29 protein-coding genes and 1 pseudogene are annotated in these 22,022 nt (G+C 64.7%); 13 read left to right on the top strand and 17 right to left on the bottom strand.

Annotated features, from left to right (window positions below; genetic code table 11):
• Positions 1-91: 91 nt before the first annotated feature.
• From LB536_RS22290 to LB536_RS22270, 5 genes are all read right to left on the bottom strand, one after another.
• Positions 92-1,141: a helix-turn-helix domain-containing protein gene (locus tag LB536_RS22290; RefSeq protein ID WP_224596351.1), complete on the bottom strand. Its 1,050-nt coding sequence runs from the start codon at positions 1,139-1,141 to the stop codon at positions 92-94.
• Between the two features lie 202 nt (positions 1,142-1,343).
• Entirely contained in the window at positions 1,344-2,405 is a 1,062-nt protein-coding gene (locus LB536_RS22285) for a YeiH family protein (protein ID WP_224596349.1), read from the bottom strand.
• Positions 2,406-2,597: 192 nt separating this feature from the next.
• Positions 2,598-2,741: a type II toxin-antitoxin system RelE/ParE family toxin gene (locus tag LB536_RS22280; RefSeq protein WP_263489272.1), complete on the bottom strand. Its 144-nt coding sequence runs from the start codon at positions 2,739-2,741 to the stop codon at positions 2,598-2,600.
• A 138-nt stretch (positions 2,742-2,879) separates the two neighbouring features.
• Entirely contained in the window at positions 2,880-3,161 is a 282-nt protein-coding gene (locus tag LB536_RS22275; RefSeq protein ID WP_224596346.1) for a type II toxin-antitoxin system ParD family antitoxin, read from the bottom strand.
• Between the two features lie 73 nt (positions 3,162-3,234).
• On the bottom strand, positions 3,235-3,612 hold the full coding sequence (locus LB536_RS22270; RefSeq protein ID WP_181178776.1) for an ester cyclase: 378 nt from the start codon (positions 3,610-3,612) through the stop codon (positions 3,235-3,237).
• 376 nt (positions 3,613-3,988) lie between these two features.
• On the opposite strand from LB536_RS22270, the gene LB536_RS22265 reads away from it, so the two are divergent.
• The 6 genes from LB536_RS22265 (at position 3,989) to LB536_RS22240 (ending at position 8,248) form a co-directional block, all read left to right on the top strand.
• Positions 3,989-4,474, top strand: coding sequence for a GNAT family N-acetyltransferase (locus LB536_RS22265; RefSeq protein WP_224596344.1), 486 nt, complete (start codon positions 3,989-3,991; stop codon positions 4,472-4,474).
• Positions 4,475-4,476: 2 nt separating this feature from the next.
• Positions 4,477-4,884, top strand: coding sequence for an ACT domain-containing protein (locus LB536_RS22260; RefSeq protein WP_224596342.1), 408 nt, complete (start codon positions 4,477-4,479; stop codon positions 4,882-4,884).
• Positions 4,881-5,219 (top strand): hypothetical protein, encoded by a 339-nt coding sequence (locus LB536_RS22255; RefSeq protein WP_224596339.1) that lies wholly within the window; start codon positions 4,881-4,883, stop codon positions 5,217-5,219. The genes LB536_RS22260 and LB536_RS22255 overlap by 4 nt, the downstream gene beginning before the upstream one ends.
• 154 nt (positions 5,220-5,373) lie before the next feature.
• A complete protein-coding gene (locus LB536_RS22250; protein WP_224596335.1) occupies positions 5,374-6,807 on the top strand; it encodes an aldehyde dehydrogenase family protein in 1,434 nt (477 codons plus the stop codon).
• 338 nt (positions 6,808-7,145) lie between these two features.
• Positions 7,146-7,556: an MbcA/ParS/Xre antitoxin family protein gene (locus tag LB536_RS22245; protein WP_224596333.1), complete on the top strand. Its 411-nt coding sequence runs from the start codon at positions 7,146-7,148 to the stop codon at positions 7,554-7,556.
• Positions 7,550-8,248, top strand: coding sequence for an RES family NAD+ phosphorylase (locus tag LB536_RS22240; protein ID WP_140810043.1), 699 nt, complete (start codon positions 7,550-7,552; stop codon positions 8,246-8,248). Before LB536_RS22245 ends, LB536_RS22240 begins: the two co-directional genes overlap by 7 nt.
• A gap of 21 nt (positions 8,249-8,269) precedes the next feature.
• Here the strand turns inward: LB536_RS22240 and LB536_RS22235 are convergent, their stop codons facing one another.
• Positions 8,270-9,142: a LysR substrate-binding domain-containing protein gene (locus LB536_RS22235; protein ID WP_140810042.1), complete on the bottom strand. Its 873-nt coding sequence runs from the start codon at positions 9,140-9,142 to the stop codon at positions 8,270-8,272.
• 124 nt (positions 9,143-9,266) lie between these two features.
• On the opposite strand from LB536_RS22235, the gene LB536_RS22230 reads away from it, so the two are divergent.
• Positions 9,267-9,470, top strand: a complete 204-nt coding sequence (locus LB536_RS22230) for a hypothetical protein (protein WP_140810041.1) — start codon at positions 9,267-9,269, stop codon at positions 9,468-9,470.
• Positions 9,471-9,497: 27 nt separating this feature from the next.
• Positions 9,498-10,250 (top strand): sulfite exporter TauE/SafE family protein, encoded by a 753-nt coding sequence (locus LB536_RS22225; protein ID WP_140810039.1) that lies wholly within the window; start codon positions 9,498-9,500, stop codon positions 10,248-10,250.
• Between the two features lie 61 nt (positions 10,251-10,311).
• On the opposite strand, the pseudogene LB536_RS22220 reads toward LB536_RS22225, so the two are convergent.
• Both LB536_RS22220 and LB536_RS22215 read right to left on the bottom strand, forming a co-directional pair.
• A pseudogene (locus LB536_RS22220) lies at positions 10,312-10,506 on the bottom strand (DUF308 domain-containing protein); the annotation flags it as partial.
• A 54-nt stretch (positions 10,507-10,560) separates the two neighbouring features.
• A complete protein-coding gene (locus tag LB536_RS22215) occupies positions 10,561-11,010 on the bottom strand; it encodes a universal stress protein (RefSeq protein WP_140763602.1) in 450 nt (149 codons plus the stop codon).
• A gap of 454 nt (positions 11,011-11,464) precedes the next feature.
• Here LB536_RS22215 and LB536_RS22210 point away from each other — a divergent pair, with 454 nt between their 5' ends.
• Positions 11,465-12,046 (top strand): histidine phosphatase family protein, encoded by a 582-nt coding sequence (locus LB536_RS22210; protein WP_224596330.1) that lies wholly within the window; start codon positions 11,465-11,467, stop codon positions 12,044-12,046.
• A gap of 226 nt (positions 12,047-12,272) precedes the next feature.
• Here LB536_RS22210 and LB536_RS22205 read toward each other — a convergent pair whose 3' ends face one another.
• The gene (locus LB536_RS22205) at positions 12,273-12,674 is read right to left on the bottom strand and encodes a VOC family protein (protein WP_224596329.1); all 402 of its coding nucleotides are present in this window, start codon (positions 12,672-12,674) and stop codon (positions 12,273-12,275) included.
• 202 nt (positions 12,675-12,876) lie between these two features.
• Between LB536_RS22205 and LB536_RS22200 the strand changes: the two genes are divergently transcribed.
• Positions 12,877-13,146, top strand: coding sequence for a cyclase (locus tag LB536_RS22200; protein WP_140810033.1), 270 nt, complete (start codon positions 12,877-12,879; stop codon positions 13,144-13,146).
• Positions 13,147-13,231: 85 nt separating this feature from the next.
• Here LB536_RS22200 and LB536_RS22195 read toward each other — a convergent pair whose 3' ends face one another.
• From LB536_RS22195 to LB536_RS22170, 6 genes are all read right to left on the bottom strand, one after another.
• Complete coding sequence (locus tag LB536_RS22195) at positions 13,232-14,005, bottom strand: pseudouridine synthase (protein WP_224596327.1); 774 nt, start codon at positions 14,003-14,005, stop codon at positions 13,232-13,234.
• A gap of 93 nt (positions 14,006-14,098) precedes the next feature.
• Positions 14,099-14,485, bottom strand: a complete 387-nt coding sequence (locus LB536_RS22190) for a VOC family protein (protein WP_224596325.1) — start codon at positions 14,483-14,485, stop codon at positions 14,099-14,101.
• A 13-nt stretch (positions 14,486-14,498) separates the two neighbouring features.
• The gene (locus tag LB536_RS22185) at positions 14,499-15,350 is read right to left on the bottom strand and encodes an alpha/beta fold hydrolase (protein WP_224596324.1); all 852 of its coding nucleotides are present in this window, start codon (positions 15,348-15,350) and stop codon (positions 14,499-14,501) included.
• On the bottom strand, positions 15,340-15,837 hold the full coding sequence (locus LB536_RS22180; protein ID WP_224596323.1) for an SRPBCC domain-containing protein: 498 nt from the start codon (positions 15,835-15,837) through the stop codon (positions 15,340-15,342). The genes LB536_RS22185 and LB536_RS22180 overlap by 11 nt, the downstream gene beginning before the upstream one ends.
• Positions 15,834-16,169 carry an ArsR/SmtB family transcription factor gene (locus LB536_RS22175; RefSeq protein WP_224596322.1) on the bottom strand — a complete coding sequence of 112 codons (336 nt, stop codon included), beginning with the start codon at positions 16,167-16,169 and terminating at the stop codon, positions 15,834-15,836. The genes LB536_RS22180 and LB536_RS22175 overlap by 4 nt, the downstream gene beginning before the upstream one ends.
• 143 nt (positions 16,170-16,312) lie before the next feature.
• On the bottom strand, positions 16,313-17,194 hold the full coding sequence (locus tag LB536_RS22170; protein ID WP_224596321.1) for an aldo/keto reductase family oxidoreductase: 882 nt from the start codon (positions 17,192-17,194) through the stop codon (positions 16,313-16,315).
• Positions 17,195-17,287: 93 nt separating this feature from the next.
• On the opposite strand from LB536_RS22170, the gene LB536_RS22165 reads away from it, so the two are divergent.
• Positions 17,288-18,190, top strand: a complete 903-nt coding sequence (locus LB536_RS22165) for a LysR family transcriptional regulator (protein WP_224596320.1) — start codon at positions 17,288-17,290, stop codon at positions 18,188-18,190.
• 164 nt (positions 18,191-18,354) lie between these two features.
• Entirely contained in the window at positions 18,355-20,268 is a 1,914-nt protein-coding gene (locus LB536_RS22160; RefSeq protein ID WP_224596319.1) for a diguanylate cyclase, read from the top strand.
• 105 nt (positions 20,269-20,373) lie between these two features.
• On the opposite strand, the gene LB536_RS22155 is transcribed toward LB536_RS22160, so the two are convergent.
• Positions 20,374-20,652 carry a hypothetical protein gene (locus LB536_RS22155; RefSeq protein ID WP_224596317.1) on the bottom strand — a complete coding sequence of 93 codons (279 nt, stop codon included), beginning with the start codon at positions 20,650-20,652 and terminating at the stop codon, positions 20,374-20,376.
• A 59-nt stretch (positions 20,653-20,711) separates the two neighbouring features.
• Positions 20,712-20,939, bottom strand: a complete 228-nt coding sequence (locus tag LB536_RS22150; RefSeq protein ID WP_224596316.1) for a polymerase — start codon at positions 20,937-20,939, stop codon at positions 20,712-20,714.
• A 630-nt stretch (positions 20,940-21,569) separates the two neighbouring features.
• Here LB536_RS22150 and LB536_RS22145 point away from each other — a divergent pair.
• Positions 21,570-21,866, top strand: coding sequence for a DUF1236 domain-containing protein (locus tag LB536_RS22145; protein WP_140763566.1), 297 nt, complete (start codon positions 21,570-21,572; stop codon positions 21,864-21,866).
• Positions 21,867-22,022: the final 156 nt, after the last annotated feature.

The raw sequence follows: 22,022 nt of genomic DNA, 5'->3' as shown, positions 1-22,022 counted from the left end.
TGTCGCCGGATCCGGGCAGCGCCCGCGACCTCGATCGCGATCGAGGACGTCCATAATCGCGATCTGGTACGGCCGCCGCGGAACGGCGTATTCAGCCGCTCGCGGGGCTCGCAAGGGATGGCGCCTGCGCGTTCTTCTCGCGCCAGGCGAGCGGGGTCGTGCCGGTCACGCGGCGGAACTCGCGGTTGAAGTTCGATTTGGTCTGGAAGCCGGCGGCGAACATGATTTCGGTGACTGACCGGCCGGGTTCGCCGAGCAGCCGGCAGGCCTCGGCGATGCGGTGTTCATTGACATATTGCGAGACGTTCCTGGCCATCGCCCGGTTGATGGCTGCCGAGATCTGCCGCCCCGGAATTCCGGCGCGCCGGGCAAGCCGATTGAGGTTGAGATTGGCGTCGCGATAGAGTTTCTTCTCCTGCATCAGCTCGTTCACCTGGGCGATCGTGTCGGCGTCTTCGCCGGCAGAGGGCGGCGATGAAACGTCCACCGGATCGGCGACGGCGCCGGGAACATGGCTTTGGCTGGCCGCTGCCGCCGCCACCCCGACAATGACGAGAATGAAAAGATTGGCGATGCCGATGATCGTCGCGGCACGGTCGCCATGACCCGATGCCAGCTCGAAGGACACCAGCATGTCGACCAGGGCCGACAGGCACAGTGCCGATGCCGCCGCGATGATGGCCCTGTAGGCAGGCACAGCGCCGTCGAAAGGCGCCAGCCGAAGCCCATCCGCACCGGACCGCAACAGCCACAGGATGGCCGCTGCGTAGATAAAGTCAATTGCGATGAGCGCCACGTCCACCGCGTAGCGCCAGACGATGATCAGCAGCATGACGATTGCAGCCGGCGCCGCATGGAGCATCAGCAAGGCCGGCCACCGGCGGTCGCTGGTGCGCACCAGCTTCGAGACGCCGGCATAGAGTAGCGAGGGCATGATGGCGGCGGAGACGGGAGCGATGTAGCCGACCTCGCGGATGCCATAACCCCAACGCAGGCCGGTCAATACGGATTGCAGCGCGGCAAGCAGGATCAGGCCAAGAAGCGGCAGGTTGGGCGCAGCCTCATCCTCGCGCCTGGCGACGACCCAGAGCAGGATGAACAGCAACAGCGCGACGACGAAGGGTAGGGGAACGAACGGCATGGGGCGAGGCTCTGTGCTGACAGGCGGACCCTAGCCGAAGTGGTCTCGATTCCCAATTGGCGCGTTTCGGTGTTCGATAGAATCTCCGGCCAGCTCTAACTTCTTGTTTTTACGCAATTCCCAAGGGGAAGCGCTACGCGCTTCTCCCGGGAAAACCGCTACGCACTTTTGGAATTGCTCCGGCGATAGGGCTCAGCCCGTCTCAGGCCAACTTCACCAGCATCAGGCTGAAGCAGCCGATGAACAGGAAGGCGCAGAAGGCGAGCGCCAGCGGGCGCAGGCCGCGCGAGCGCAACTGCGAGATGTCGGCCTGAAGGCCCATGGCGGCCAGTCCCATGGTGAGCATGATGGTGGTGGCGATCGCCATTGCCTGCTTCACCTCAGCCGGCATCGCGACCAGGCTGTTCAGCGCCACGACGGCGACGAAAGCGGCGACGAACCATGGCATGGGCGGTCGCGCCGCCGACTGGTCGTTGCTCCCGCGGCGCGCCGTCAGGCCGAGCGCGATGACCATCGGCGCCAGCATGGCAACGCGCGTCAGCTTGGCCACCGTGGCGATCTCGCCGGACTGGGTGCCGTTCTGGAAACCGGCGCCGATGACCTGCGCCACCTCATGGATCGAAGCGCCCGCCCACAGGCCGAACGCATGCTGGTCGAGGCCGAGCATCGGCGCCAGCAGCGGAAAGCCGAGCATGGCGACGGTGCCGAACAAAGTAATCGAGGCGACGGCGTAGGTGACGTCCTCGTCGCGCGCATCGGTGACGATGTTGGTGGCCACGATCGCCGAGGCGCCGCAGATCGAGGTGCCGGCGGCGATCAGCCGCGCCAGCTTGGCGTCGACGCCGATCAGCCGGCCGAGCGTGATGGTGAAGAGGAAGGTGGCGCCAAGGGTCAGCGCCACGATGCCGACGCCACCGGCGCCGATGGAGACGACCTGGCCGAGCGTCAGCTGGAAACCGAGCAGCACGATGGCGAAGCGCAAAAGGCGCTTTTGCGAGAAGGCGATGCCGGCCTTGGCGTGCGCCGGCGTGCCGAGCACGTTGGAATAGATCATGCCGGCGACGACGGCCAGGATCATGGGGCTGAACAAGGCGAAGCCGGAGACATTGCGCGCGGAGAAGGCGACGGCGGTGATCATCGCCACCAGCACGATGCCGGGGATGATGCCGTTCCAAAGGGAATCGAGACGCTTGCGGCCGGCGACCAGATCGGCGGAAATCCTGCTTTTCGGAATATCGTTCGCAATGCGGGTCAGGGAAGACAATGCAATTCTCCAGGCGGGCATGCCGGGGAAATGCCATTTCACAATCGATCTTTCCAACGAATTATTCTAGTTAGAATGATCGAATTTTTCGAACGATCGCGGTCAAAGACGGCCACAAGAACGCGTGCGCGCATTGCTGGTGCCTTGGCGATCATGCAAGCGCACCGAACTTCGAGGACGCAAGCCGTCGGGCTACAACAATTCCTGCCACCGCCGTGCGCCATGAATAACACGCACGATCTCCGCACCGTCGTCCGTTTGGCGATAGAGGATCAAGTAGTTTCCCGCGGGGAACGTGCGCAAGCCTGCTCGCACTTCCGGCCGGGCAATGCCCATGCCCGGCATGTCGGCGATGCGTTCGCAATGGGCATGGATTTCGTCATACCAAACGCAATGCCGCCGAGGGACTGTCCTCGGCTATATAAAGCGCGATGGCTTCGATATCAGCTTCGGCCTCCGGTCTTAGGCGCAGCGTCATCGCGATGTGCGCTCGGCAATCCTCGCATCAAGCTTGCCTTTGATCCGGGCGAAGGCATCCCGTCCATCTACGGGATCGCCGCTTGCCATGCCTTCGTCCCATAGGCGGCCTAACTCGTCGATGGCTTGGTCGCGTTGCACCCGACGAAACTTCCACTCGCGCAAGGCCTCGCGCATGACTTCGCTCGCCGAAGCGTATTCGCCCGCCGCAACGACCTCGCGCATCATGGTTGCCATTTCGGGCGTGAGGGCAACGCTCACTTTCTCGACATTCGCCATCGGCGGCTACTCCTATCTGGACAAAGTAGGCAAGTTTACCACCGGCTGCAAAGAGGATAGGTGGCGCATGACATCAAAGCTGCGCCTCGATCGCCGCCTTGTCGATCACGGACCAGACGTTCCTGATCCTGTCGTTCAGAAACTCGTAGAAGACGTTCTCGCTGAAGGAGACTTTCCTGCCGTTGACGAGCAGTCCGAGGAAAGTTCCCTTGGGCGTGCAATTGAACTGGAGGCGGCTCGCTATGAACGGTGGGTCTGAGATCAACAGCTGGACATCGAAATAGAGGTCCGGGATTTCGCGAAAATCCCGTTCCAGCATGTCGCGATAGCCCGACAGTCCAACCCGGTCGCCATTATAATGCACCTCGTCATGGACGAAGCGATGCAGCCTTTGCCAATCCTGATTGTTGAGGCAGTCGATATAGCCTCGATAGAGATCGGTTTCGGTCACGGCGATGGCTCCGTTGGTAGAACGCCCGATCGGGAAGATAGAACGGCCACGGATACAATCCAGCCGCTTTACCCGCGATATCGCAAGGCATCGACCAGCGGCGGGAAGGCCGCTGGCGGCTGGCGGCTGGGCAAAGCGCTGCCGATGGTTGGCCTAACGATCGGCCTGGACGGTGCCTTGACGCATGGCTGTTGCTGCCCCAGCCTGCCACCATGTTCGTTCTCGCGCCCGCCGACACCAAGCGACGCCGCCCCCGCACGGTGCGGAAGGGCACGCTGATTGCGCGACGAGGAAGATCGGCTTTATAGATCCGCTTCGTTTCCCCAGCCCGCCCGCGAAAAACGCCGGCGGGTTTTTTCATGCCTGGAGCCTTTTGATGATTGCCAATTCTTCGATCCGGTTTCGGCCGGCCGAACCTGCTGACGCCGCAGCGATCCGCGACATCGTCCGTGCCGCCTATGCCAGATGGGTGCCGGTGATCGGCCGCGAGCCGCTGCCGATGCGCGCCGATTACGACAAGGCCGTCGCCGAACACCAGTTCGAGCTCGCCATCGCGGAGGACCGCATCGTCGGCATGATCGAGACCATGCTGGAGGACGATCACCTCTGGATCGAGAATGTCTGCGTCGCGCCGGAGGCGCAGGGCAGGGGCATCGGCCGGCTGCTGCTGGAGCGTGCGGAAACCAAGGCGCGCGAGGCAGGACGCCCGGAGCTCCGCCTGTTGACCAACGGCGCCTTCGAAGCCAATGTGTCGCTCTATCGCAAGCTTGGCTATACGATCGATCGGGAGGAGCCGTTCATGAACGGAACGACGGTCTACATGAGCAAGCGGCCAGTTGGATGCCCACCAATCGGAGCGTGAGCATGGCTGCCAGGATCAAGCTCAAGCAACTCCCCGGCCTTTATGCGATTTCGCGGCTTGAAGCCGGTGACGGCATTCCTGCCTGGGCGGACGGACCGGGCTTCGTCAGCATCACCAGAACCGACGACGAGCTCTCGATCACCTGCCTCCAGGATCGCGTACCGGATGCCGTCAAGCACGATCGCGACTGGGTCGCCTTCAAATTGCAGGGGCCCTTTGCGTTCGACGAAACCGGCATCGTGCTGTCGGTCATAAGGCCGCTGTCGGAAAACGATTTGGGTATCTTCCTGGTGTCGACCTTCGATGGCGACCACCTGCTGGTGAAAGCGTCGGATCAGGAAGCGGCGAGACGGCTGTTGGGCGAGGCGGGTCATACGCTTACCTCTGAGCAAATAGGGAGGCTGGCGTGATGCAGAAAGCCGTGCGCGATCTCTGGGGGATTGCTCCGAAGTTGACGGAAGATCTCACTCTCGAGCAAATTACCGCGGCGCAAACGTGCATTGAATCCCTGCTTCCCCCACTGTCCGCCGATGACGTCAGCGCCCTGATATCGTTGCTGCCTGCCGACGGCGACACAGGCTACGGGCTCAACTGGTCCATTTTACGTGCTGTCGAAACGGCTCCCGAATGGCCGCTGTGGGATATGCTTCGGGACGAAGGCAACGATTGGGTTCGCCGCTTTCGCCAGCGGCTTGCCAATGCAGGTTTCGAGGTTCCATGCGATATCGGTTCAAAGCCGAACTGATCGCACTGCTCGCCGGCCCAACCGCGCTGGCTCAATCACTGGCGCGCTGGCTCAACCACTTCGGGGGTTGCGTTTGACAGCGCCGTTTGCGCATCGTTATTTCTTGCCCGATATGACGGCCCGCCCGGCAATGCGGCACACCCCAGGAGTAACCATGTCACACAATCTGCAGTTCTATATCGATGGCGCATGGGTCGATCCTGTTGTGCCCAACACGCTCGACGTCATCGATCCGTCGATTGAAGATGCCTTCGCGCAGATTTCACTCGGCTCCAGAGCCGATGTCGACAAGGCGGTGGCCGCCGCCAAGCGCGCCTTCGACACATATGGCTTCACCTCGGTCGAGGAGCGCCTCGATATCCTCAACCGCGTCATCGAAGTCTACAAGAAGCGCAGCAAGGACCTGGCGCTCGCCGTGTCGCGCGAGATGGGCGCGCCGCGCCAGATGGCGCTCGACAGCCAGGTCGGCGTTGGCCTCGCACATCTGACCAAGATGGCCGAGACGCTGAAGAATTTCCAATTCCGCCACGTCAAGGGCAACCACCTCGTGGTCAAGGAACCAATCGGCGTCGTCGGCCTGATCACGCCCTGGAACTGGCCGCTGAACCAGATCACCTGCAAGGTCGGTCCGGCACTCGCCGCCGGCTGCACCATGGTGCTGAAGCCGTCCGAAATCGCTCCGCTCGACGCCATCATCTTCGCCGAGATCATCGACGAGGCCGGCGTGCCGAAGGGCGTGTTCAACCTCGTCAACGGCGACGGCCCGGGCGTCGGCCAGGCGCTGTCCAGCCACCCCGACATCGACATGATGTCGTTTACCGGTTCGACGCGGGCCGGCATATTGGTGGCCAAGGCCGCCGCCGACACCGTCAAGCGCGTGCACCAGGAGCTTGGCGGCAAGTCGGCCAACATCCTGTTCCCGGATGTCGATCTCGCCACCGCCGTCAGCAAGGGCGTCGCCGGCTGCTTCAGCAACAGCGGCCAGTCCTGCAACGCGCCGACGCGCATGTTCGTCCCGCGAGACCGCCACGACGAGGCCGCCGGATACGCCAAGACGGCGGCTGAAAAGTTTACGGTCGGCCCGGCCGACGGCGCCAACACCAAGCTCGGGCCTGTGGTCAGCCAGGTCCAGTTCGACAAGATCCAGGACCTGATCCAGAGCGGCATCGACGAGGGTGCGACGCTGGTCGCCGGCGGCCCCGGCCGCCCGGCCGAGCTCAACCGCGGCTACTATGTCAGGCCGACCGTTTTCGCCGACGTCACCCACGACATGCGCATCGCGCGCGAAGAGGTTTTTGGCCCGGTGTTGGCGATCCTGCCCTACGACACCGTCGAACAGGCGGTCGAGCAGGCCAACGACACCGTCTACGGCCTTGCCTCCTACATCCAGGCCAAGGACCTGCAGAAGGCGCGCGACGTGGCGGCGCGCATGCGCTCGGGCAATGTCTACATCAACTATCCCCAATGGGACGCCGGCCTGCCCTTCGGCGGCTACAAGCAGTCAGGCAACGGCCGCGAGTACGCCGAATACGGGCTCGAGGATTTCCTCGAGATCAAGGGCATCGCCGGGTATCAGGCGGCGGAGTAGTTCTTGGCTGCTATCCCCGGTTGGACAGGCGCAGGCGCTGCCCCTCATTGTCCTGCCGGACATTTCTCCCCGTATAGTGACGGGGAGAAAGACGCCGCCAGCAACGCCGGCGCCATTCTTGCAATGCTGATGATTTGGCGAAGGCGGTGACGACAGCGCTCCTCTCCCCGTCCCTATACGGGGAGAGGATGCCGGCAGGCAGGTGAGGGGCAGCGCCGACTTGGGCGATGCTGTCTCCTCCAAGTTCGAAACTTGTTTTGCAGTGGCCCTTCGATCCCGCCTCATCCTTGCCAATTGGCAGGTACATGCTATATATCTGCCATTAGCGAGGTCTAGACATGCAACTTCAGTCCATCGTCACCACGCCGGCTGCGGTCGGCTCAGCCATATCGGATGAAGAGGCGGGCGCCTTGGCGCGGACCACGGTCAATCTGTTCAAGGCGTGGAATCTCAGCGACCTCGAAGCCTGCGTCCTGCTTGGCGGTATTTCGGCGCGCACCTGGGCGCGGTGGAAGGAGGGCGGCATCGGCCGGATCGACCGCGACCTGCGCACCCGCATGGCGCATCTGATGGGCATCCACAAAGGACTGCGCTACCTCTTCACCGAGCCGGCACGTGGCTATGCCTGGATCCGCAAGCCCAATGCCGCCTTCGGCGGGCAGTCGGCGCTCGACCTGATGCTGCGCGGCGACATTGCCGATCTCGCGGCGATGCGCGAATGGCTCGACGCGGAGCGTGGTGCATGGTGAGTGGACTTGCGGTCCGGCGCCGCGTCCACTGGCCCCAGACCTATCGCATCATCCGCTCCATCCATCCGCCGATCGACCTCTTCGAGGACATCGCCGACCCGCGCGACTGGGAGGCGCTGGCCGCCGTCGAGGAGAAGACCAACCCGCGCATCCGGCTCGAGCTCGGTGATCTCGGCAAGGTGCCGGCCGCAAGGCGGGTTTCCGGCCCGGGCGCCAGCTTCGTCATGGCGCCTTTCGTGCATTGCTCGACCTTACGGCCCGGCCGCTTCTCGGATGGCAGCTACGGCATTTATTATGCCGGCGACAGCGAGGACGTGGCGCTGACCGAAACCATCCACCATCACCAGAACTTCATGCGCGCCACCAACGAGGCGCCCGGCTGGACGGCCGATTTCCGCGTGCTGATCGGCAGCGTCGACCGCGATCTCGACGACGTCAACGCCGTGCCCGGCGTGCTCGACCCGGACGACTATACGGCGTCGCAGGCGGAAGGGCGGGCGCTGCGGGCCGCCGGCAGCGACGGGCTGGTGTGGAACAGCGTGCGCATGCCCGATGGCGAGTGCATCGGCATCTTCTGGCCAGACGTCATCGATGTCCCGGTCCAGGGCCGCCACTACAGTTACCACTGGGACGGCGGACGCGTCGACTTCGTGCGCCAGCACGACACGGGCAAGGTGCTGGCGGTGGTGTGAATGCGGGCGGTGCGGTTGACCTCAGGTCAGCGCCGCCGCCAGCAGTTTCGCCTGCGGCGTCAGCGCCTCGAAGCTGCGGGCGCAGAGATTGAGCTGGCGCGTGGCCCAGTCGTCGGTGAGCCGCAGGCTGCGCAGCGTGCGGGCGGCGCGGCGCGCGGCACTTTCGGGCACGATGGCGATGCCGGCGCCTTGCGAGACCAGCCGGCAGACGTTGTCGAGGCCAGGCACACGGATGCGGAAGTGCAGGTGGCCGCCGAGCCGGGCAGCCTGGCGGGCTATGTGCTCCTGCAAGGGATGGCCGGCGCTCAAGCCGACGAAGGGCTCGCCGAGAACGTCGGCAAGGGCGGCGGTATGGCTTTCTAGGCCGGGCTGGGTCCGCGCGATGATCACCACGAGCCGGTCGACGAAAAACGGCTTCTGCTCGAGATGCGAAAGGCCGGCCCAACTGGCGGCGATGCCGAGATCGGTCGCACCGTTCGCCACCGCCTCGGCGATCTCATGGCTGGGGCGTTCGTCGAGGTCGATGTCGATCCCGGGATGCGCCGCCAGGAAAGCCGGCAGTGTGTCGCGCAGCAGCTCACTGGTCGCCGCCGTGTTGGCCATCAGCCGCACGCGGGCGCGCAGTCCCGTGGCATAGGCGCCGAGGTCGCCGGCCATGGCTTCGATCTGGTTCTGCACCGCCCGCGCATGATGGAGCAGCGCCTGTCCGGCCGCCGTCGGCACCACGCCGCGTCGTCGCCGCTCCAGAAGCGGCGCGCCCAGGCTTTCCTCCATGCCCTTGATGCGCGCGCTGGCTGAGGCGAGGGCGAGGCCGGCAAGTTCGGCGCCACCCGTGATGCTGCCGCGTTCGGCCACCAACAGGAACAGCCGGAGATCGGTGAGGTCGAAGCGCATTTTTTCGCTCCCGCAATCGTATCGTGCCCCAATCAGCCTTCGTTCAGGCCGAAGGCTGGCAGCGCAACTTCCACATTGCGGGCGGCCTGCATGTCAGTCAAATCATTTGCGATGGAGATGTGTGATGCGTGAAAAAACATCAGGCCGGCAAGGGCTCGGGATTCTTGAAAGCGCGGCGATCGTGCTGGCGCTCGCGGTGGCTTCGCTTGCCACCGCCCAAGCGCAATCTGGCTTGCGGGGATGCGCGGTGACGACGGCTTCCGTCAGCCGCGATGCCGTGCCCGCAAAGCCGGATGCCGAGGCGACGGACATGCTGTTGCATGACTGAAGGAACCGGCGTGCCCAAGGTCCATCCATGCTGAGCGGGGCCATAGCCTTCATCGGCGCCGTTTTCCTCGCTGCCGGCCTCGTCAAGGGCGTGGTCGGCATGGGGTTGCCGACCGTGGCGATGGGCCTGCTGGCGGTGACCATGCCGCCGGCGCAGGCCGCCGCCCTGTTGTTGATCCCGTCGCTGCTCACCAATCTCTGGCAGTTGTTCACTGGCCTGTCCTTCGGCGGGCTCTGCAGGCGCCTGTGGACGATGATGGCCGGCGTCGTCATCGGTACCGTAACCGGCGCCGGCCTATTGACCGGCGCTCACACGACGATGGCCTCGGCCGGGCTTGGCGCCGCGCTGGTGCTCTATGCGCTGGCCGGCCTCGCCAAGGTCGGCTTCACCACGCCGGCGCGCCACGAAGCCTGGATGTCGCCGCTGGTCGGTGTGGCGACCGGACTGGTCACCGGCGCCACCGGCGTCTTCGTCATCCCGGCGGTGCCTTACCTGCAATCGCTGCGGCTGGAGAAAGAGGACCTCATCCAGGCGCTCGGCCTGTCCTTCACCGTATCGACCGTGGCCCTTGGCTTCGGATTGTTCAGAACCGGCGCGTTTCTCTCGCCGACCGGGCAACTGGCGGGGTCTGTCCTGGCCCTGGCGCCGGCGCTGGCCGGCATGGTCATCGGCCAGGCGCTGCGCCAGAGGATGGGCGTCGAGACCTTCCGCACGGTGTTCTTCGCCGGCCTGCTGGTGCTGGGTGCCTATCTCGCGCTGGAGGCTGTGCTGCGGGGGTAAAAAGGGGCCCGGCCGCATACCGTCTTGCGCGTGTTTCGGCCAGGCCCAGCACTTTGGAGGATCAGACGGTGCGCTTGCGTGCCTGCGTGACGCTCAGCCATGCCGCCGAGACGAGAAAATAGAAGGCGCCGAACGCGGCGTAAGGCGCGATATCGGTGATGTCAGGCGCCGCGGCGCCGATTGCCTGTTTGATGAAGAAGCCGCCGGCAAGGGCCGACTGCGCACCGCTCAGCACCATCGCCCATTGCGCGCCTGAAGCAGCCTTGATCGACCGCGCCATTCTGTAAAAAGTGAGTTGCGGGACCAGCCGTTACCGCACCACGAGCACCGGGATCTCGGTGTAGGACAGCACTTCCGCCGTCTGGCTGCCCAGAAGCAGCCTGCCCAGCCCGCGGCGGCCGTGCGAGGCCATGACGATCAGGTCGCAGCCCTGCGCCCGCGACAGTTCCAAGATCGCCTCGGCGGGTCTTTTCTCCTCGACATGGATCAGTTTGGCGGACACGCCGGCGGCCTCGGCCGATGCCTTGCATTTGTCGAGCACTTCCTTGCCGTAGCGGCGCGCTTCTTCCTGGTAGGCGGCCAGTTCATCGCCAGCGGCATAGCCGGCCATGGCGCCGCCCCAGGCGAAGATCGGGAATTGTTCCGAGACGGTGATGAAGGTGACGGCGGCGCCGATGCCCTTGGCCAGCGTGAGGCCATGGGCAACGCCCTTGTCGGCCAGTTCCGAGCCGTCGGTGGCGATGAGCAGATGTTTGTACATGATGATCCGACCTGTCGTGCGAGGATTGTCCGCGGGCGGACATGTTCCGGTGATGACTATCCAACAGAGATAGTTATGCCCCCGCGCTCATTCATTGAGCCAATGCGGCGGGCATCAGGGCCAGAAATGTGGCTTGATATCCAGAGCTTGGTTTCTCGCGCGGTCAATTGTTGGCGTCGGCGCCGCCCCTCATTGCCCTGCCGGGCATTTCTCCCCGTATAGAGACGGGGAGAAAGGGCAGTTGCGACCTTGGCGCTCTTTCTGCGGCGCTGGAGATTCGCGAAATCATCGACGAATGCGTCCTTCTCCCCGTCACTATACGGGGAGAAGATGGCGGCAGCCAGATGAGGGGCGGCGCCAACCTATCGAGAAGAAGCACCGCGCAGATTTAGCCAGCCGGATTCCCCTTGGCGGAATCGTCCTCTAAGGTGCCGACAACTCCGAAAGGCACCCCATGAGCAACGCGTTTCCGCAGATCCATCTGGTCCGGCATGGCGAGACGGCATGGAGCCTTTCGGGGCAGCATACCGGGCGCACCGACATGCCGCTAACGCCGGCCGGCGAGGCGGCCGCGCACGGCGTCGCAGATCGGCTCAAGGGCCTGTCGTTTTCCCAGGTTTGGTCGAGCCCTTCTCAGCGCGCCTACAACACCAGCGTGCTCGCCGGCTTTGGGGAGCGCAGCGTCAGGATGGACGACCTGCAGGAATGGGACTACGGCGCTTATGAAGGGCGCACGACCAGGGAAATTCTGGCCGAGCGGCCGGGCTGGAACGTGTTTCGCGATGGCTGCCCGCAAGGCGAGATGGCGGCCGATGTCGGTGCCCGTGCCGACAGGATCATCGACCGCCTGCGCAAGGCCAATGCCGACATACTGATCTTTTCCAGCGCGCATTTCCTGCGCGTGCTCGCCGCCCGCTGGCTCGGGCTGCCGCCGGAAGGCGGGGCGCTGTTCGTGCTCGACACAGCCAGCATCAGCGTGCTCGGTTACGAGCATGGCCTCGGCGAGCCGGTCGTGCGCAAGTGGAATCTGAGGTAGGGCTGGCAGCTTAGCGCCGACATCAATCGCTTCGTCATCCACGGGCGGAGCAAGGAGCGAAGCGACGTGGCGCAGACCCGAGGATCCATGCCGCGAGCTCAAGGCGTCGCCAACGGTGCCGATCCTGCTCCGCTGCACTCCTCGATCGATGTCACGGCATGGATACCAGGGTCTCCGCGACGCCGCATCGCGGCTGCTCCGCCCTGGTACGACGAAATTAGGGAACCTACCTCTCGAACTTCCTGATCGCCTCGGCGGTGACGGGCTGGAAGAAATTCACCAGATTGCCGTCGGGGTCGCGGAACAGCAGCGAGCGGTTGCCCCAGGGCATGGTGGTGGGCTGCTGCACGATCGTGTTCTTGATGAAGTCCGACAGCCGCGCGAATTCGGCATCGACGTCGCCGACGCGGAATTCGAGGATGGCCGTGTGATTGTCGGCGGGACGGGCGATGTCGCCGCCAAACAGCATCAAGGTGCGCGTGCTCCCGATCGCCAGCGTGCAAGCCGGCGTCGCCAGTTCGGCGAAGTCTTCGGTGTATACCGTCACCGGCATGCCGGCAATCTCACCGTAGAAGCGCACGAGGCGCTGGACATCGGACGTGATGATGCGGACGGAGACGAAATTCATCGCATTGGCTCCTTGATCTCGAAGCCGCGACCGGGCTCCCGACCGATCCATAACCCAGGTCTCCTGCCAGCTTTCCGTCAGGAGGCCTGTGCGACTCTCATTCGTTCGTCGGTTTGCCAAGGATATGATTGGGGCGATAAACTGGACGGCCCATCGCCGATCTCTTGGGCACCAACAAGCAACAGCCTGGGAGGAATGTACGATGACGACGCTGTTCGTGAGACATACCGTGTCCGACTACGAGGCCTGGCGCAAAGTCTATGACGGGTTCGCCCCGGTTCAAAAGGCCAATGGCGTGAAGGCAGAGGCCGTCTATCAGGCGGCGGACAACCCCAACGACGTCACCGTAACGCATGATTTCGCCAGTGCCGCCGAAGCGCAGGCCTTCATCAAAAACCCAAAATTGAAAGAGGCGATGGCGAGCGCCGGCGTGGTAGGCGCGCCAACCATGTGGATCACCAACAAGGCCTGATCGACTGCTTTAGCTGTTCGATCTGATCGCCAGTGCTGCAATGAATGGCCAGGCCGCTTTCGGCCTGGCGCGCAGGGGCGTTTTTTCAGCCCGCCAGCAATGCCAGTTCCTCCGCCGTCAAATGCCGCGCCATGCCCTTGGCGAGGTCGCCGAGCGGCAGGCTGCTGATGGCGATGCGGATCAGGCGCTTGACCTCGATGGCGTGGGCGGCGAGCAGTCGGCGGATGTGGCGGTTCTTGCCTTCGTCGAGCACGATCTCCAGCCAGGCGGTGCGGCCGCCGCTGCGCAGCAGTTGGATCGAGTTTGCCGCCAGGGTCTCGCCGTCGACTGTGACGCCGGCGCGGAGCTGGTCCAGCAGCGTTTCATCCGGCACCGTGGCGACCTGCACGTGATAGGTCTTGGGCAGATGCGAGGCCGGGTCCATCAGGCGGTTGGCGAACTGCGTGTCGTTTGTCATCAGCAGCAGGCCTTCGCTCGCCTTGTCGAGACGGCCGACCGGCGAGACGTAGGGCAAGCCGAGCCCTTCGAGACAGGCATAGACGGTGTCGCGCTCGAGCGGATCGTCGCGGGTGGTGACGACCCCGCGCGGCTTGTTGAGCATGACGTAGACCTTGCGCTCGGCAACGACCGCTTCGCCATCGACGACGATGCGGTCGCGGTTCAAGTCGACGCGCAGCGAGGCATCGCGCACCACCTTGCCGCCGACGCGCACGCGGCCATCCGCGATCAGCACCTGCGCCTGCGTGCGCGAGCACAGGCCGAGTTTCGACAGTGCGCGGCTCAGGCTGACGCCGGGAGGCCCGGCGCTGCGTGGCTTGCCGGGTGGCGGCCTGCCGGGCGGTGGTGGTCGTGGGGCCATGCTGTTCGTCCGTTTCATCGGACAGATGCCACGGCTGGCAGGCGCATCGCAAGCTGCGCGCGGACGGTCTATTCCTGCCCCAACATCAGCGCTTCAGGCGGATGGCTCCGCCATCACGATGAAATTGCCGCAGGTGTCGTCGAAGAAGGCCGATGTCACCGGGCCCGTGCGTTCCGGAGGCCCGAGAAATTTCACGCCGCGCCCGGTGAGCCGGTCGAACTCGGCGTGGATGTCGCCGACGGTGATGAGCGCCGCCGGGAAACGGGCGTCGTACAGCGCTTGCTGCGCGGCACGCGCCGGCGGCGCGCTGTTGGGTTCGAGCACCAGTTCCGTGCCGGCATCGTCAGGTGCCACGACCGTCAGCCAGCGGATCGGACCGCTGTCGTGATCATGCTTTTTCACAAAACCCACGACCGAGGTGTAGAAGGCCAGCGCCTTGTCCTGGTCGTCGACCTTGATGAGGATATGGCGAAGCTGCATCGTCGATTTCCTTTTACTCGCCTGGTGTTGGCGTCCGCGCTTGATCCCGACTGTTGAAGAACGCCGTCAGCATCGAGGCGTGCGCGGCGGGTTTCAGCATGTGGTTCTGGCCGGGCAGCGTCCGGTAGCTTGCATTGGGCAGTGCTTCGGCCAGCGCCCTGTTGCCATGCTGCATCCATGGCGGGCTGTTGCCACCATCCGTCACCAGCACCGGCACGCGCAGCGATGCCCAGCGGGTGGGGTCGAGCGGCTTGCCAAGCTGGTCGCCGGCCACGATGGCGCAATCATGGGGCAAGGTGTGCGCCACCGCCTTGAGCTTTCGCCAGATCGGCGTGAGCTTCATGAAGACGATGAGCAGGCGGGGCATGCCCACCGATTTGAGGAAGGCGGCTACGGCCTCGCCGCGCCGGCCTCGCGCGCCGGCATCCCTGATGGCTGCCCAGTCGGCCTGCGTTGTCCTGCGGCTGTCGTCGATGATCAGCGGCGCCTCGTAGAGCGCGAGCTTCTTAATGCCGGGCAGGCGGACCGCCGCCATCAGTGCCAGCATGGCGCCAGACGACATGCCCCAGATATAGGCTTCGCCGCCGGCGGTCCGCAGCACGGCCTCGATGTCGTCGACCTCGCGCTCGACCGCGTAGGGCGCGGTATCACCGCTACCGCCACGGCCGCGCCGGTCATAGCGGAACACGGTGAAGTTGTCCGCGAGCGCCTTGGCCAGCGGACCGCTCGGCCCCATGGTGCGCGAGCAAAGCGCGCCGTCGACGAGGATGAGCGGGTGGCCGTGGCCCCGGCGCTCACAGGCGATCGGCGTTCCATCCCGCGACAACACGGCTTGCGTGGACGGTTTCGCGTTCTCAGCCAGCATGGTTGTCCCGATCTATCAGCTGCTCGAGCCGGTCGAAGCTCTGCATCCAGCCGCCACGCATACCCAGCGCCAGCAGGCGCTCGCGGTCGGCGGCACTGGCCAGCGTCACCTCGAAATGGACATGGGTTCGCATACCGTCGGGCGTAAAGGTCACGGTATGGCGGCTCTGGCCCGGCGGATTGCCCGCCCATTCGCGGATTTCCGGATCCGGGTCGTCGCGATAGCTCAGCCTGACGTTCTCGACGACTTCGAGATAGCTGCCCTGGTTGCGGTAGAGCGCGCCGCTGGCGGTCAGCATGTCGATGCGCCAGCGGCCGCCGACGCGCACGTCGAGTTCGCAATGGGGAATGGTGCAGTCCCTGATGCCCCACCACTGCGCCACCAGCCTGGGATCGGTCCACAGCCGAAAGACACGCGCCACCGGAGCCTCGAACACCCGTTCGATGGCGAAGCTGAGATCGGCCGCATCTCGCACGCGATCGCTCATGGCACCTTGTCCGCGTCGCGGCGCAGCAGATCCTCCATGCGGTCGAAGCGGCCTTCCCAGAGTTTTCGGTAATCGTCGAGCCAGCGGTCGATGCCGCGCAGCGGCTTCAGCTCGATGCGGCTCAGATGTTTCTGCGCCGCACGGCTGCGGGTGACGAGGCCGGCCTGCTCCAGCACGCCGACATGCTTGGACACGGCGCGCACGGTGAGCGCGAAGGGCTGCGCCAGTTCGGCGACCGAGGCTTCACCGTCGAGCAGCCGGGCCAGGATGGCACGCCGCGTGGGGTCGGCGAGGGCGGCGAACGTGTGGTCAAGAGAGAATTCAACAGCCATTATAGAACCACTCAGTTCTGGAACTAGTTGGTTCTATAAATGGTTTGACCTAGTCCGTCAACAAGCTTCGGGAAGCCTGCGAGCGCTTGGAGATAGGGCGCCTGCCGGGAAGGACGTTTCCAACCCGGCCGCCGCCAACCGCCTCAGGCGGCTGCCTTCTCGGCCGCGATGCCGTTCAAGACCTCGATCGCGTCGGCCGGTAGCGTCAGCTCGGCCGCCGCCAGATTCTCCCTGAGATGCCCGACCGACGAGGTGCCGGGGATCAGCAGGATGTTGGGGGAGCGCTGCAACAGCCAGGCGAGCGCCACCTGCATGGGGGTGGCGCCGAGCTTTTGCGCGACGTCGGCAAGCGTGCCCGACTGCAGCGGCGTGAAACCGCCGAGCGGGAAGAATGGCACATAGGCGATGCCGTCGGCGGCAAGCTCGTCGATCAGCCCATCATCCTGGCGATGCGCGATGTTGTATTGGTTCTGCACGCAGACGATGTCGACCATGCCGCGTCCCTGCACGATCTGTTTGCGGGTAACGTTGCTCATGCCGATATGGCGCACCAGGCCCTGTCGCTGCAGTTCGGCGAGCGTGTCGAGTTGCGGCTCGAGCGAGCCTTCGGCGGGTTCGTGGATGCCGTGCATGGAGCGCAGGTTCACGACCTCGAGCACGTCCAGCCCGAGATTGCGCAGATTGTCGTGCACGGCCTGCGTCAGCTCCCGCGGTGACATTGCGGGGATCCACGATGCATCCGCGCCGCGCCGGGCACTGATCTTGGTGACGACGGTGAGGTTGGCGGGGTAGGGATGCAGCGCCTCGCGGATGATCTGGTTGGTGACGTGCGGGCCGTAGAAATCCGATGTGTCGATGTGGTCGACGCCGCTGGCAACAGCCTCGCGCAGCACGGCGAGCGCGGCGTCACGGTCCTTCGGCGGGCCGAAGACGCCCGGTCCGGCCAGTTGCATGGCGCCGTAGCCGAGGCGCTTCACGCTGCGGTCGCCGAGCCTGAAGCTTCCGGCCTTGCTGATGTCTGTCATGGTCTCATCTCCGTTGGATCAGCCAGATATAGACAACGCCTGCCTGCACGATAATATGGTGCAATCGGTACGGCCTGTGCGGAAAGGCGAACAATGGCGGATCTGGGCGACCTCCAGGCATTCATGGCGGTGGCGCGCGCCGGCGGCTTCCGCGAGGCCGCCCGGGTGGGCGGCGTCAGCGCCTCCAGCCTCAGCGAGACGGTGCGGCGGCTGGAGAGCGGGCTGGGCGTGCGGCTCCTCAACCGCACCACGCGCAGCGTGGCGCCGACCGAGGCCGGTGCGCGGCTGCTCGAGCGGCTCGGCCCCGCGCTCGGCGAGGTCGAGGCGGCGCTCGACGTGGTCAACGGTTTTCGAGGCCGCCCGGCCGGCACGCTGCGGCTCAACGTGCCTGTCGTCGCTGCGAAACTGGTGCTGCCGCGCCTTTTGCCGCCCTTTCTCGCGGCCTATCCCGAGATTCGCCTGGAAGTGACCGCCGAGGACAGTTTTGTCGACATACTGGCGAGCGGCTGCGACGCCGGTATCCGCTATGACGAGCGGCTGGAGCAGGACATGATCGCCGTGCCGATCGGCCCGCGCCGGCAGCGCTTCGCCACAGCCGCCGCAACGGCCTATCTCGACCGGCGCGGCCGGCCCGGCCATCCGCGCGACCTGCTCGATCATGCCTGCCTGCGCGGCCGCTTCGCCAGCGGATTCACGCCGCCCTGGGAATTCGAGCGCGATGGCGAGGTGGTGAGCGTCGAACCGACTGGACCGCTGCTGGTCAGCACCGGCACGGCAATGGCGCTTGCGCTCGAGGTGGCGGTCGCCGGCGGCGGCATCGTCTCGCTGTTCGAGGACTGGCTGCGCCCGTATTTCGACGACGGCCGGCTGGAGCCGGTGCTGGAGCCCTGGTGGCAGCAGTTTTCCGGCCCGTTCCTCTACTACCCCGGCAGGCGCCTGACGCCGGCGCCGCTGCGGGCGTTCATCGATTTTGTCGGTGGGATGCGGTGGGACTGATACCTGACCGACATCGTTCCGCGGCATGTGCCGGCCTTTTCGACCCTGCCGTCATGGTCCCCTTCGACCAAAGGGCAAATCCCCTGATGTAACACTTTGTTGTCATTGGAGGTCTATCGAAGAGGCGGTACGGCGAAAGCCCGATGAAGGGAAAAAGGCGCGCAATGGGTTCGCCCTGGTCCGAATTGCTGGCCAATCTCGCGGTCGTGGCGATGTTCGTTTCGGTCTGGATCCACACGCATGTGTGGCTGGATCGCTGGCCGGCCGCCGTAAAGGCAGCGACCTTCGGCGTGCTGATGGGCGCCGGCGCCATCGTTCTGATGCTCACACCCATGCAGTTGCAGCCTGGTGTTCTCGCCGATCTCAGGGCGACGATGATCGCCATTGCCGGCTTCTTCGGCGGTCCTGTCGCCGGCATCGTCGCCGGGGTCATGGCCGGCGCCTTCCGGACATTCGAGGGCGGCATCGGCACCTTCGCCGGCGCGGTGGGAATAGCGGCAGCCATGCTGGTCGGTGTTGCCGGAAACCTGGCCCTGAAGGGCCGCCACGCCACCATGGTCGACATCATGATCCTTGGCGCGGCGGCGGCAGCCGCGTCGCTGCTTGGCCTCAGCGTCCTGCCGCGGAATGTCCTGCAAGTGGTTCTGCCTGATGTGGCGCTGCCGTCCTCCCTGCTCATCTTTGTCTCGGTGGTGCTGTCGGGGCTGACGCTCTACCAGGAGCGGCGTCGCCTCGAAGCGCTGCAGTCCCGGCGCATTTACAAGACCGTGGTGGAGACGCTGCCCGATTGCCTCAACGTCAAGGATCTCGACGGACGGTTCATCGCGGCCAACCCGGCAACGGCCGAATTGCTGCATGCGCCCGACGCCAAGGCACTGATCGGCAAGACGGACTTCGACTTCTTTCCGCATGAGACGGCGAAAGGCTTCCGCGAGGACGAGCTTGTCGTGCTTGCGTCGGGCGCCTCGGCCACCATCGAACAGCGCCTTCGCCACGAGGACGGCACCGATGGCTGGCTGGCGACCTTGAAAGCTCCGTTCCGCGACAGGACCGGGGCGGTCGTCGGCCTGATCACCCACAATCGCGACATCACCGCGCGCAAGCAACTCGAGACCGAGCTGGCGGAAAGCCGGGTCCGGCTCGGAGACGCCTTGACGCACATGGCCGACGGCCTGGTGATGTTCGACCCGGATGGCGTGCTGGTGCTGTGCAACGCACAGTATCGCGCCATGTTTCCGAAGACGGCCGAATTAAGAGTTCCGGGTGCCGACTACCGTGACATCCTGCGCGCCGCGGCGGCGCGCGGCGAGGGGACCACACCGCCGGACGCGGTCGAGGACTGGATCGCCGACATCATGGCCTCGCAGAAGCTCGTCAGCCACCGCCTGGTCCGGCTTGCCGACGGGCGCTGGCTCGATGTGCGCACCCGGCCGACCGGCGATGGCGGAAGCCTCAGCGTGTTTTCCGACATCACCGAAGCCAAGCAGATCGAGGCCGAACTGATGGCCGCCAATGAGAAGCTGAACCTCCTGGCGCACCGCGACGGCCTGACCGAACTCTTGACGCGGCGCGCCTTCGACGAAGCGCTGGCGCGCGAATTCGCCCGCGCCACCCGCAACGCGATGCCGCTCAGCCTGCTCATCATCGACGTCGACTGGTTCAAGCGGTTCAACGACCATTACGGCCATCCGGCTGGCGACGAGTGCCTGCGCGTCGTCAGCCGCTGCATCGAGGCCGCAGCCCGCCGGCCGGCGGACGCCGCCGCCCGTTACGGCGGCGAGGAGTTCGGGCTCATCCTGCCCGAGACCGACGCGCGGGGGGCCTTCGTCATCGCCGAAAACCTCAGGAGCAAGGTGCGCGACCTCGCTCTTGGGCATGCCGGCAGCGAAAAAGGCATCGTCACCGTCAGCATCGGTGTCAGCACCTTCGAGGCCGACGCCGCCATGGAGATCGCCGATCTCCTGAGCCGCGCCGACGAGGCGCTCTACGGCGCCAAGGCCGCCGGGCGGGACCGGGTGCATGGCTGGCGTCCGCATCTCAGCGGCCAACGCTCGACCGGTTCGCGGCGCAAGACATGAGCGTTCCCAGGCACCGGGTTGCCAGTAGAATTTGGATCGAGGCTGAACTGGCGAGTGCCTGAACGAGGATCCGGGCGCGCACCTCTCTCAAGTGGCGTGCAAGCTTCAACCGGTGCGAACTGAATCCGTGCTGGCGTGATCGAGCTTCACAAGACGAGCCTTCGCCTCGCCGACACGTTGTTGCGCGGATCGTATCCTGTCACAAAGCGTCAGATTGATACCAACGCCACAGTGTTCGTCCAACATCGCGTTTGCACGTTCGAGGGCGAGTTCCGCTCGGTTAAGTCGCTGCCTAGCCCTGGCCAGTTCCAAGGTCAGAAGAAGTTCCATTACTGCTGTTTCCGTGGCTACGGTCCCTTCAAGTGGGAAACCGTTGCCGGTCATTTTGGTTCCGGCTGTTTGCGCGCACCTGCGTTCGCTGCCGCGCGCACCCATGATGCCCGTCAGGACGGCCTTGGATGGGCAAGGTTGGTGTCGAAAGTGCCCGGGAGGACAGGTGTGTCATTCCGGTCGGTCGAGGCTGTCGACATCGTGTCGACCGGCGGAATGATGACCATGCGCACATGCTGCTCTGGCCACAATGGCTTTCCGAAAAGAACGAACGTGCCGGCGAGAAAACAGACCAGCAAGAGGATGGCCAAGATGTTGGCTATGATCTCACCAAGCTGCATTGCCTTTCCTCCAAATCACGCACCTGCAATCGGCAACGAGCACCAGCGGACTACGTTCAACGTTTAGGACCAATGCGCCCGGCACTTCGGACTTCGGTCCGAGTTGCGGGTCGAACGATAAGGGCACAGCCTGCGCACCGGCGGCCAGCCGGTAGCGAGGGCTGCTACCAGCTTAAGGTAAAGCTGACGAGCAGGACGGCAATCAAGGCCGATAACGGGACCGCCATCAATAGCGCCGCCTCGATAAGGCGGGTTTGCTTGTCGCCGAACATCCGAATCTCCTCACATCTCGGCCCAAAACCAGGGAATTTAGGGTTCGCCCACCGCATGGAAGCGGTGAGCGAACCCTATTGGCGCAGGAAGGGACGTAGCTGCGCCAATTTGCAAAAAAATTCGCAGTTACTGTCCGGCTTTTAGCAACTACCCGCCGTGTCCTCGCAGCGAACAACGAGCGCGAAAGGCAGCCGTTCCCGGCGACGGTTCCGGCAGGACTATTGCGTTTTTATATGGGACTTAAGTCTTGGGCCGATGGGACCGAAGCCCAAGCCTGGAACATTCGATGCTACCTGAAGTTCGATCCGCAGCGCAGTGACAATGTTGTGGCTGTGCGGATTGCAGATGGAGGAATTCATGAAAAAGAATCTTGCCGCCGTAGCCGCGGTTCTGTTGCTCGCAGGAGTCGGCGCGGCCGCGGCCGAGGACGTCGTCATCCAGCCCGAGCAGGAAACGGTGATCAAGGAATATGTGAAGAAGCAGCCGCTGGCTTCGATCAAGATTCCCGGCGTGGAACTCAATGTCGGCACGGCTTTGCCCGATACGGTCGAGCTGCACGAAGTTCCCAACGTCAAGTACCGCTACACCGTCGTCGACAACCATACCGTGATCGTGGATCCAGGCACCCGCAAGATCGTCAAGATCATCCAGTAACGGCGCCTGGCCCGCCACCGGGCTGGTGGCGGGCCGGCTACGCAAGATGGATTGCCTGAGCAATCGGAATTTGCGCGGGTCGATGGCCTTTAATGCATGTCGCCCGGAAGTGTCTTCGAGCCGGCCTGTAAGGGCTGCGGTTTCGCCGATCCTGAC

Source organism: Mesorhizobium sp. ES1-3 (genome assembly GCF_020164795.1).
In the GTDB taxonomy this organism is placed as follows: domain Bacteria; phylum Pseudomonadota; class Alphaproteobacteria; order Rhizobiales; family Rhizobiaceae; genus Mesorhizobium.
Note: the sequence above shows the minus strand (reverse complement) of the source record. Positions and strands in the feature narration are given on the sequence as shown.

Excerpts from the sequence above, each read along its gene's own strand:
- LB536_RS22290 (WP_224596351.1), bottom strand. The coding sequence starts at position 1,141 with ATGCCGTTCGTTCCCCTACCCTTCGTCGTCGCGCTGTTGCTGTTCATC.
- LB536_RS22280 (WP_263489272.1), bottom strand. The coding sequence starts at position 2,741 with ATGGGCATTGCCCGGCCGGAAGTGCGAGCAGGCTTGCGCACGTTCCCC.
- LB536_RS22275 (WP_224596346.1), bottom strand. The coding sequence starts at position 3,161 with ATGGCGAATGTCGAGAAAGTGAGCGTTGCCCTCACGCCCGAAATGGCA.
- LB536_RS22265 (WP_224596344.1), top strand. The coding sequence starts at position 3,989 with ATGATTGCCAATTCTTCGATCCGGTTTCGGCCGGCCGAACCTGCTGAC.
- LB536_RS22260 (WP_224596342.1), top strand. The coding sequence starts at position 4,477 with ATGGCTGCCAGGATCAAGCTCAAGCAACTCCCCGGCCTTTATGCGATT.
- LB536_RS22250 (WP_224596335.1), top strand. The coding sequence starts at position 5,374 with ATGTCACACAATCTGCAGTTCTATATCGATGGCGCATGGGTCGATCCT.
- LB536_RS22245 (WP_224596333.1), top strand. The coding sequence starts at position 7,146 with ATGCAACTTCAGTCCATCGTCACCACGCCGGCTGCGGTCGGCTCAGCC.
- LB536_RS22240 (WP_140810043.1), top strand. The coding sequence starts at position 7,550 with ATGGTGAGTGGACTTGCGGTCCGGCGCCGCGTCCACTGGCCCCAGACC.
- LB536_RS22235 (WP_140810042.1), bottom strand. The coding sequence starts at position 9,142 with ATGCGCTTCGACCTCACCGATCTCCGGCTGTTCCTGTTGGTGGCCGAA.
- LB536_RS22230 (WP_140810041.1), top strand. The coding sequence starts at position 9,267 with ATGCGTGAAAAAACATCAGGCCGGCAAGGGCTCGGGATTCTTGAAAGC.
- LB536_RS22225 (WP_140810039.1), top strand. The coding sequence starts at position 9,498 with ATGCTGAGCGGGGCCATAGCCTTCATCGGCGCCGTTTTCCTCGCTGCC.
- LB536_RS22215 (WP_140763602.1), bottom strand. The coding sequence starts at position 11,010 with ATGTACAAACATCTGCTCATCGCCACCGACGGCTCGGAACTGGCCGAC.
- LB536_RS22210 (WP_224596330.1), top strand. The coding sequence starts at position 11,465 with ATGAGCAACGCGTTTCCGCAGATCCATCTGGTCCGGCATGGCGAGACG.
- LB536_RS22205 (WP_224596329.1), bottom strand. The coding sequence starts at position 12,674 with ATGAATTTCGTCTCCGTCCGCATCATCACGTCCGATGTCCAGCGCCTC.
- LB536_RS22200 (WP_140810033.1), top strand. The coding sequence starts at position 12,877 with ATGACGACGCTGTTCGTGAGACATACCGTGTCCGACTACGAGGCCTGG.
- LB536_RS22195 (WP_224596327.1), bottom strand. The coding sequence starts at position 14,005 with ATGGCCCCACGACCACCACCGCCCGGCAGGCCGCCACCCGGCAAGCCA.
- LB536_RS22190 (WP_224596325.1), bottom strand. The coding sequence starts at position 14,485 with ATGCAGCTTCGCCATATCCTCATCAAGGTCGACGACCAGGACAAGGCG.
- LB536_RS22185 (WP_224596324.1), bottom strand. The coding sequence starts at position 15,350 with ATGCTGGCTGAGAACGCGAAACCGTCCACGCAAGCCGTGTTGTCGCGG.
- LB536_RS22180 (WP_224596323.1), bottom strand. The coding sequence starts at position 15,837 with ATGAGCGATCGCGTGCGAGATGCGGCCGATCTCAGCTTCGCCATCGAA.
- LB536_RS22175 (WP_224596322.1), bottom strand. The coding sequence starts at position 16,169 with ATGGCTGTTGAATTCTCTCTTGACCACACGTTCGCCGCCCTCGCCGAC.
- LB536_RS22170 (WP_224596321.1), bottom strand. The coding sequence starts at position 17,194 with ATGACAGACATCAGCAAGGCCGGAAGCTTCAGGCTCGGCGACCGCAGC.
- LB536_RS22165 (WP_224596320.1), top strand. The coding sequence starts at position 17,288 with ATGGCGGATCTGGGCGACCTCCAGGCATTCATGGCGGTGGCGCGCGCC.
- LB536_RS22160 (WP_224596319.1), top strand. The coding sequence starts at position 18,355 with ATGGGTTCGCCCTGGTCCGAATTGCTGGCCAATCTCGCGGTCGTGGCG.
- LB536_RS22155 (WP_224596317.1), bottom strand. The coding sequence starts at position 20,652 with ATGACCGGCAACGGTTTCCCACTTGAAGGGACCGTAGCCACGGAAACA.
- LB536_RS22150 (WP_224596316.1), bottom strand. The coding sequence starts at position 20,939 with ATGCAGCTTGGTGAGATCATAGCCAACATCTTGGCCATCCTCTTGCTG.
- LB536_RS22145 (WP_140763566.1), top strand. The coding sequence starts at position 21,570 with ATGAAAAAGAATCTTGCCGCCGTAGCCGCGGTTCTGTTGCTCGCAGGA.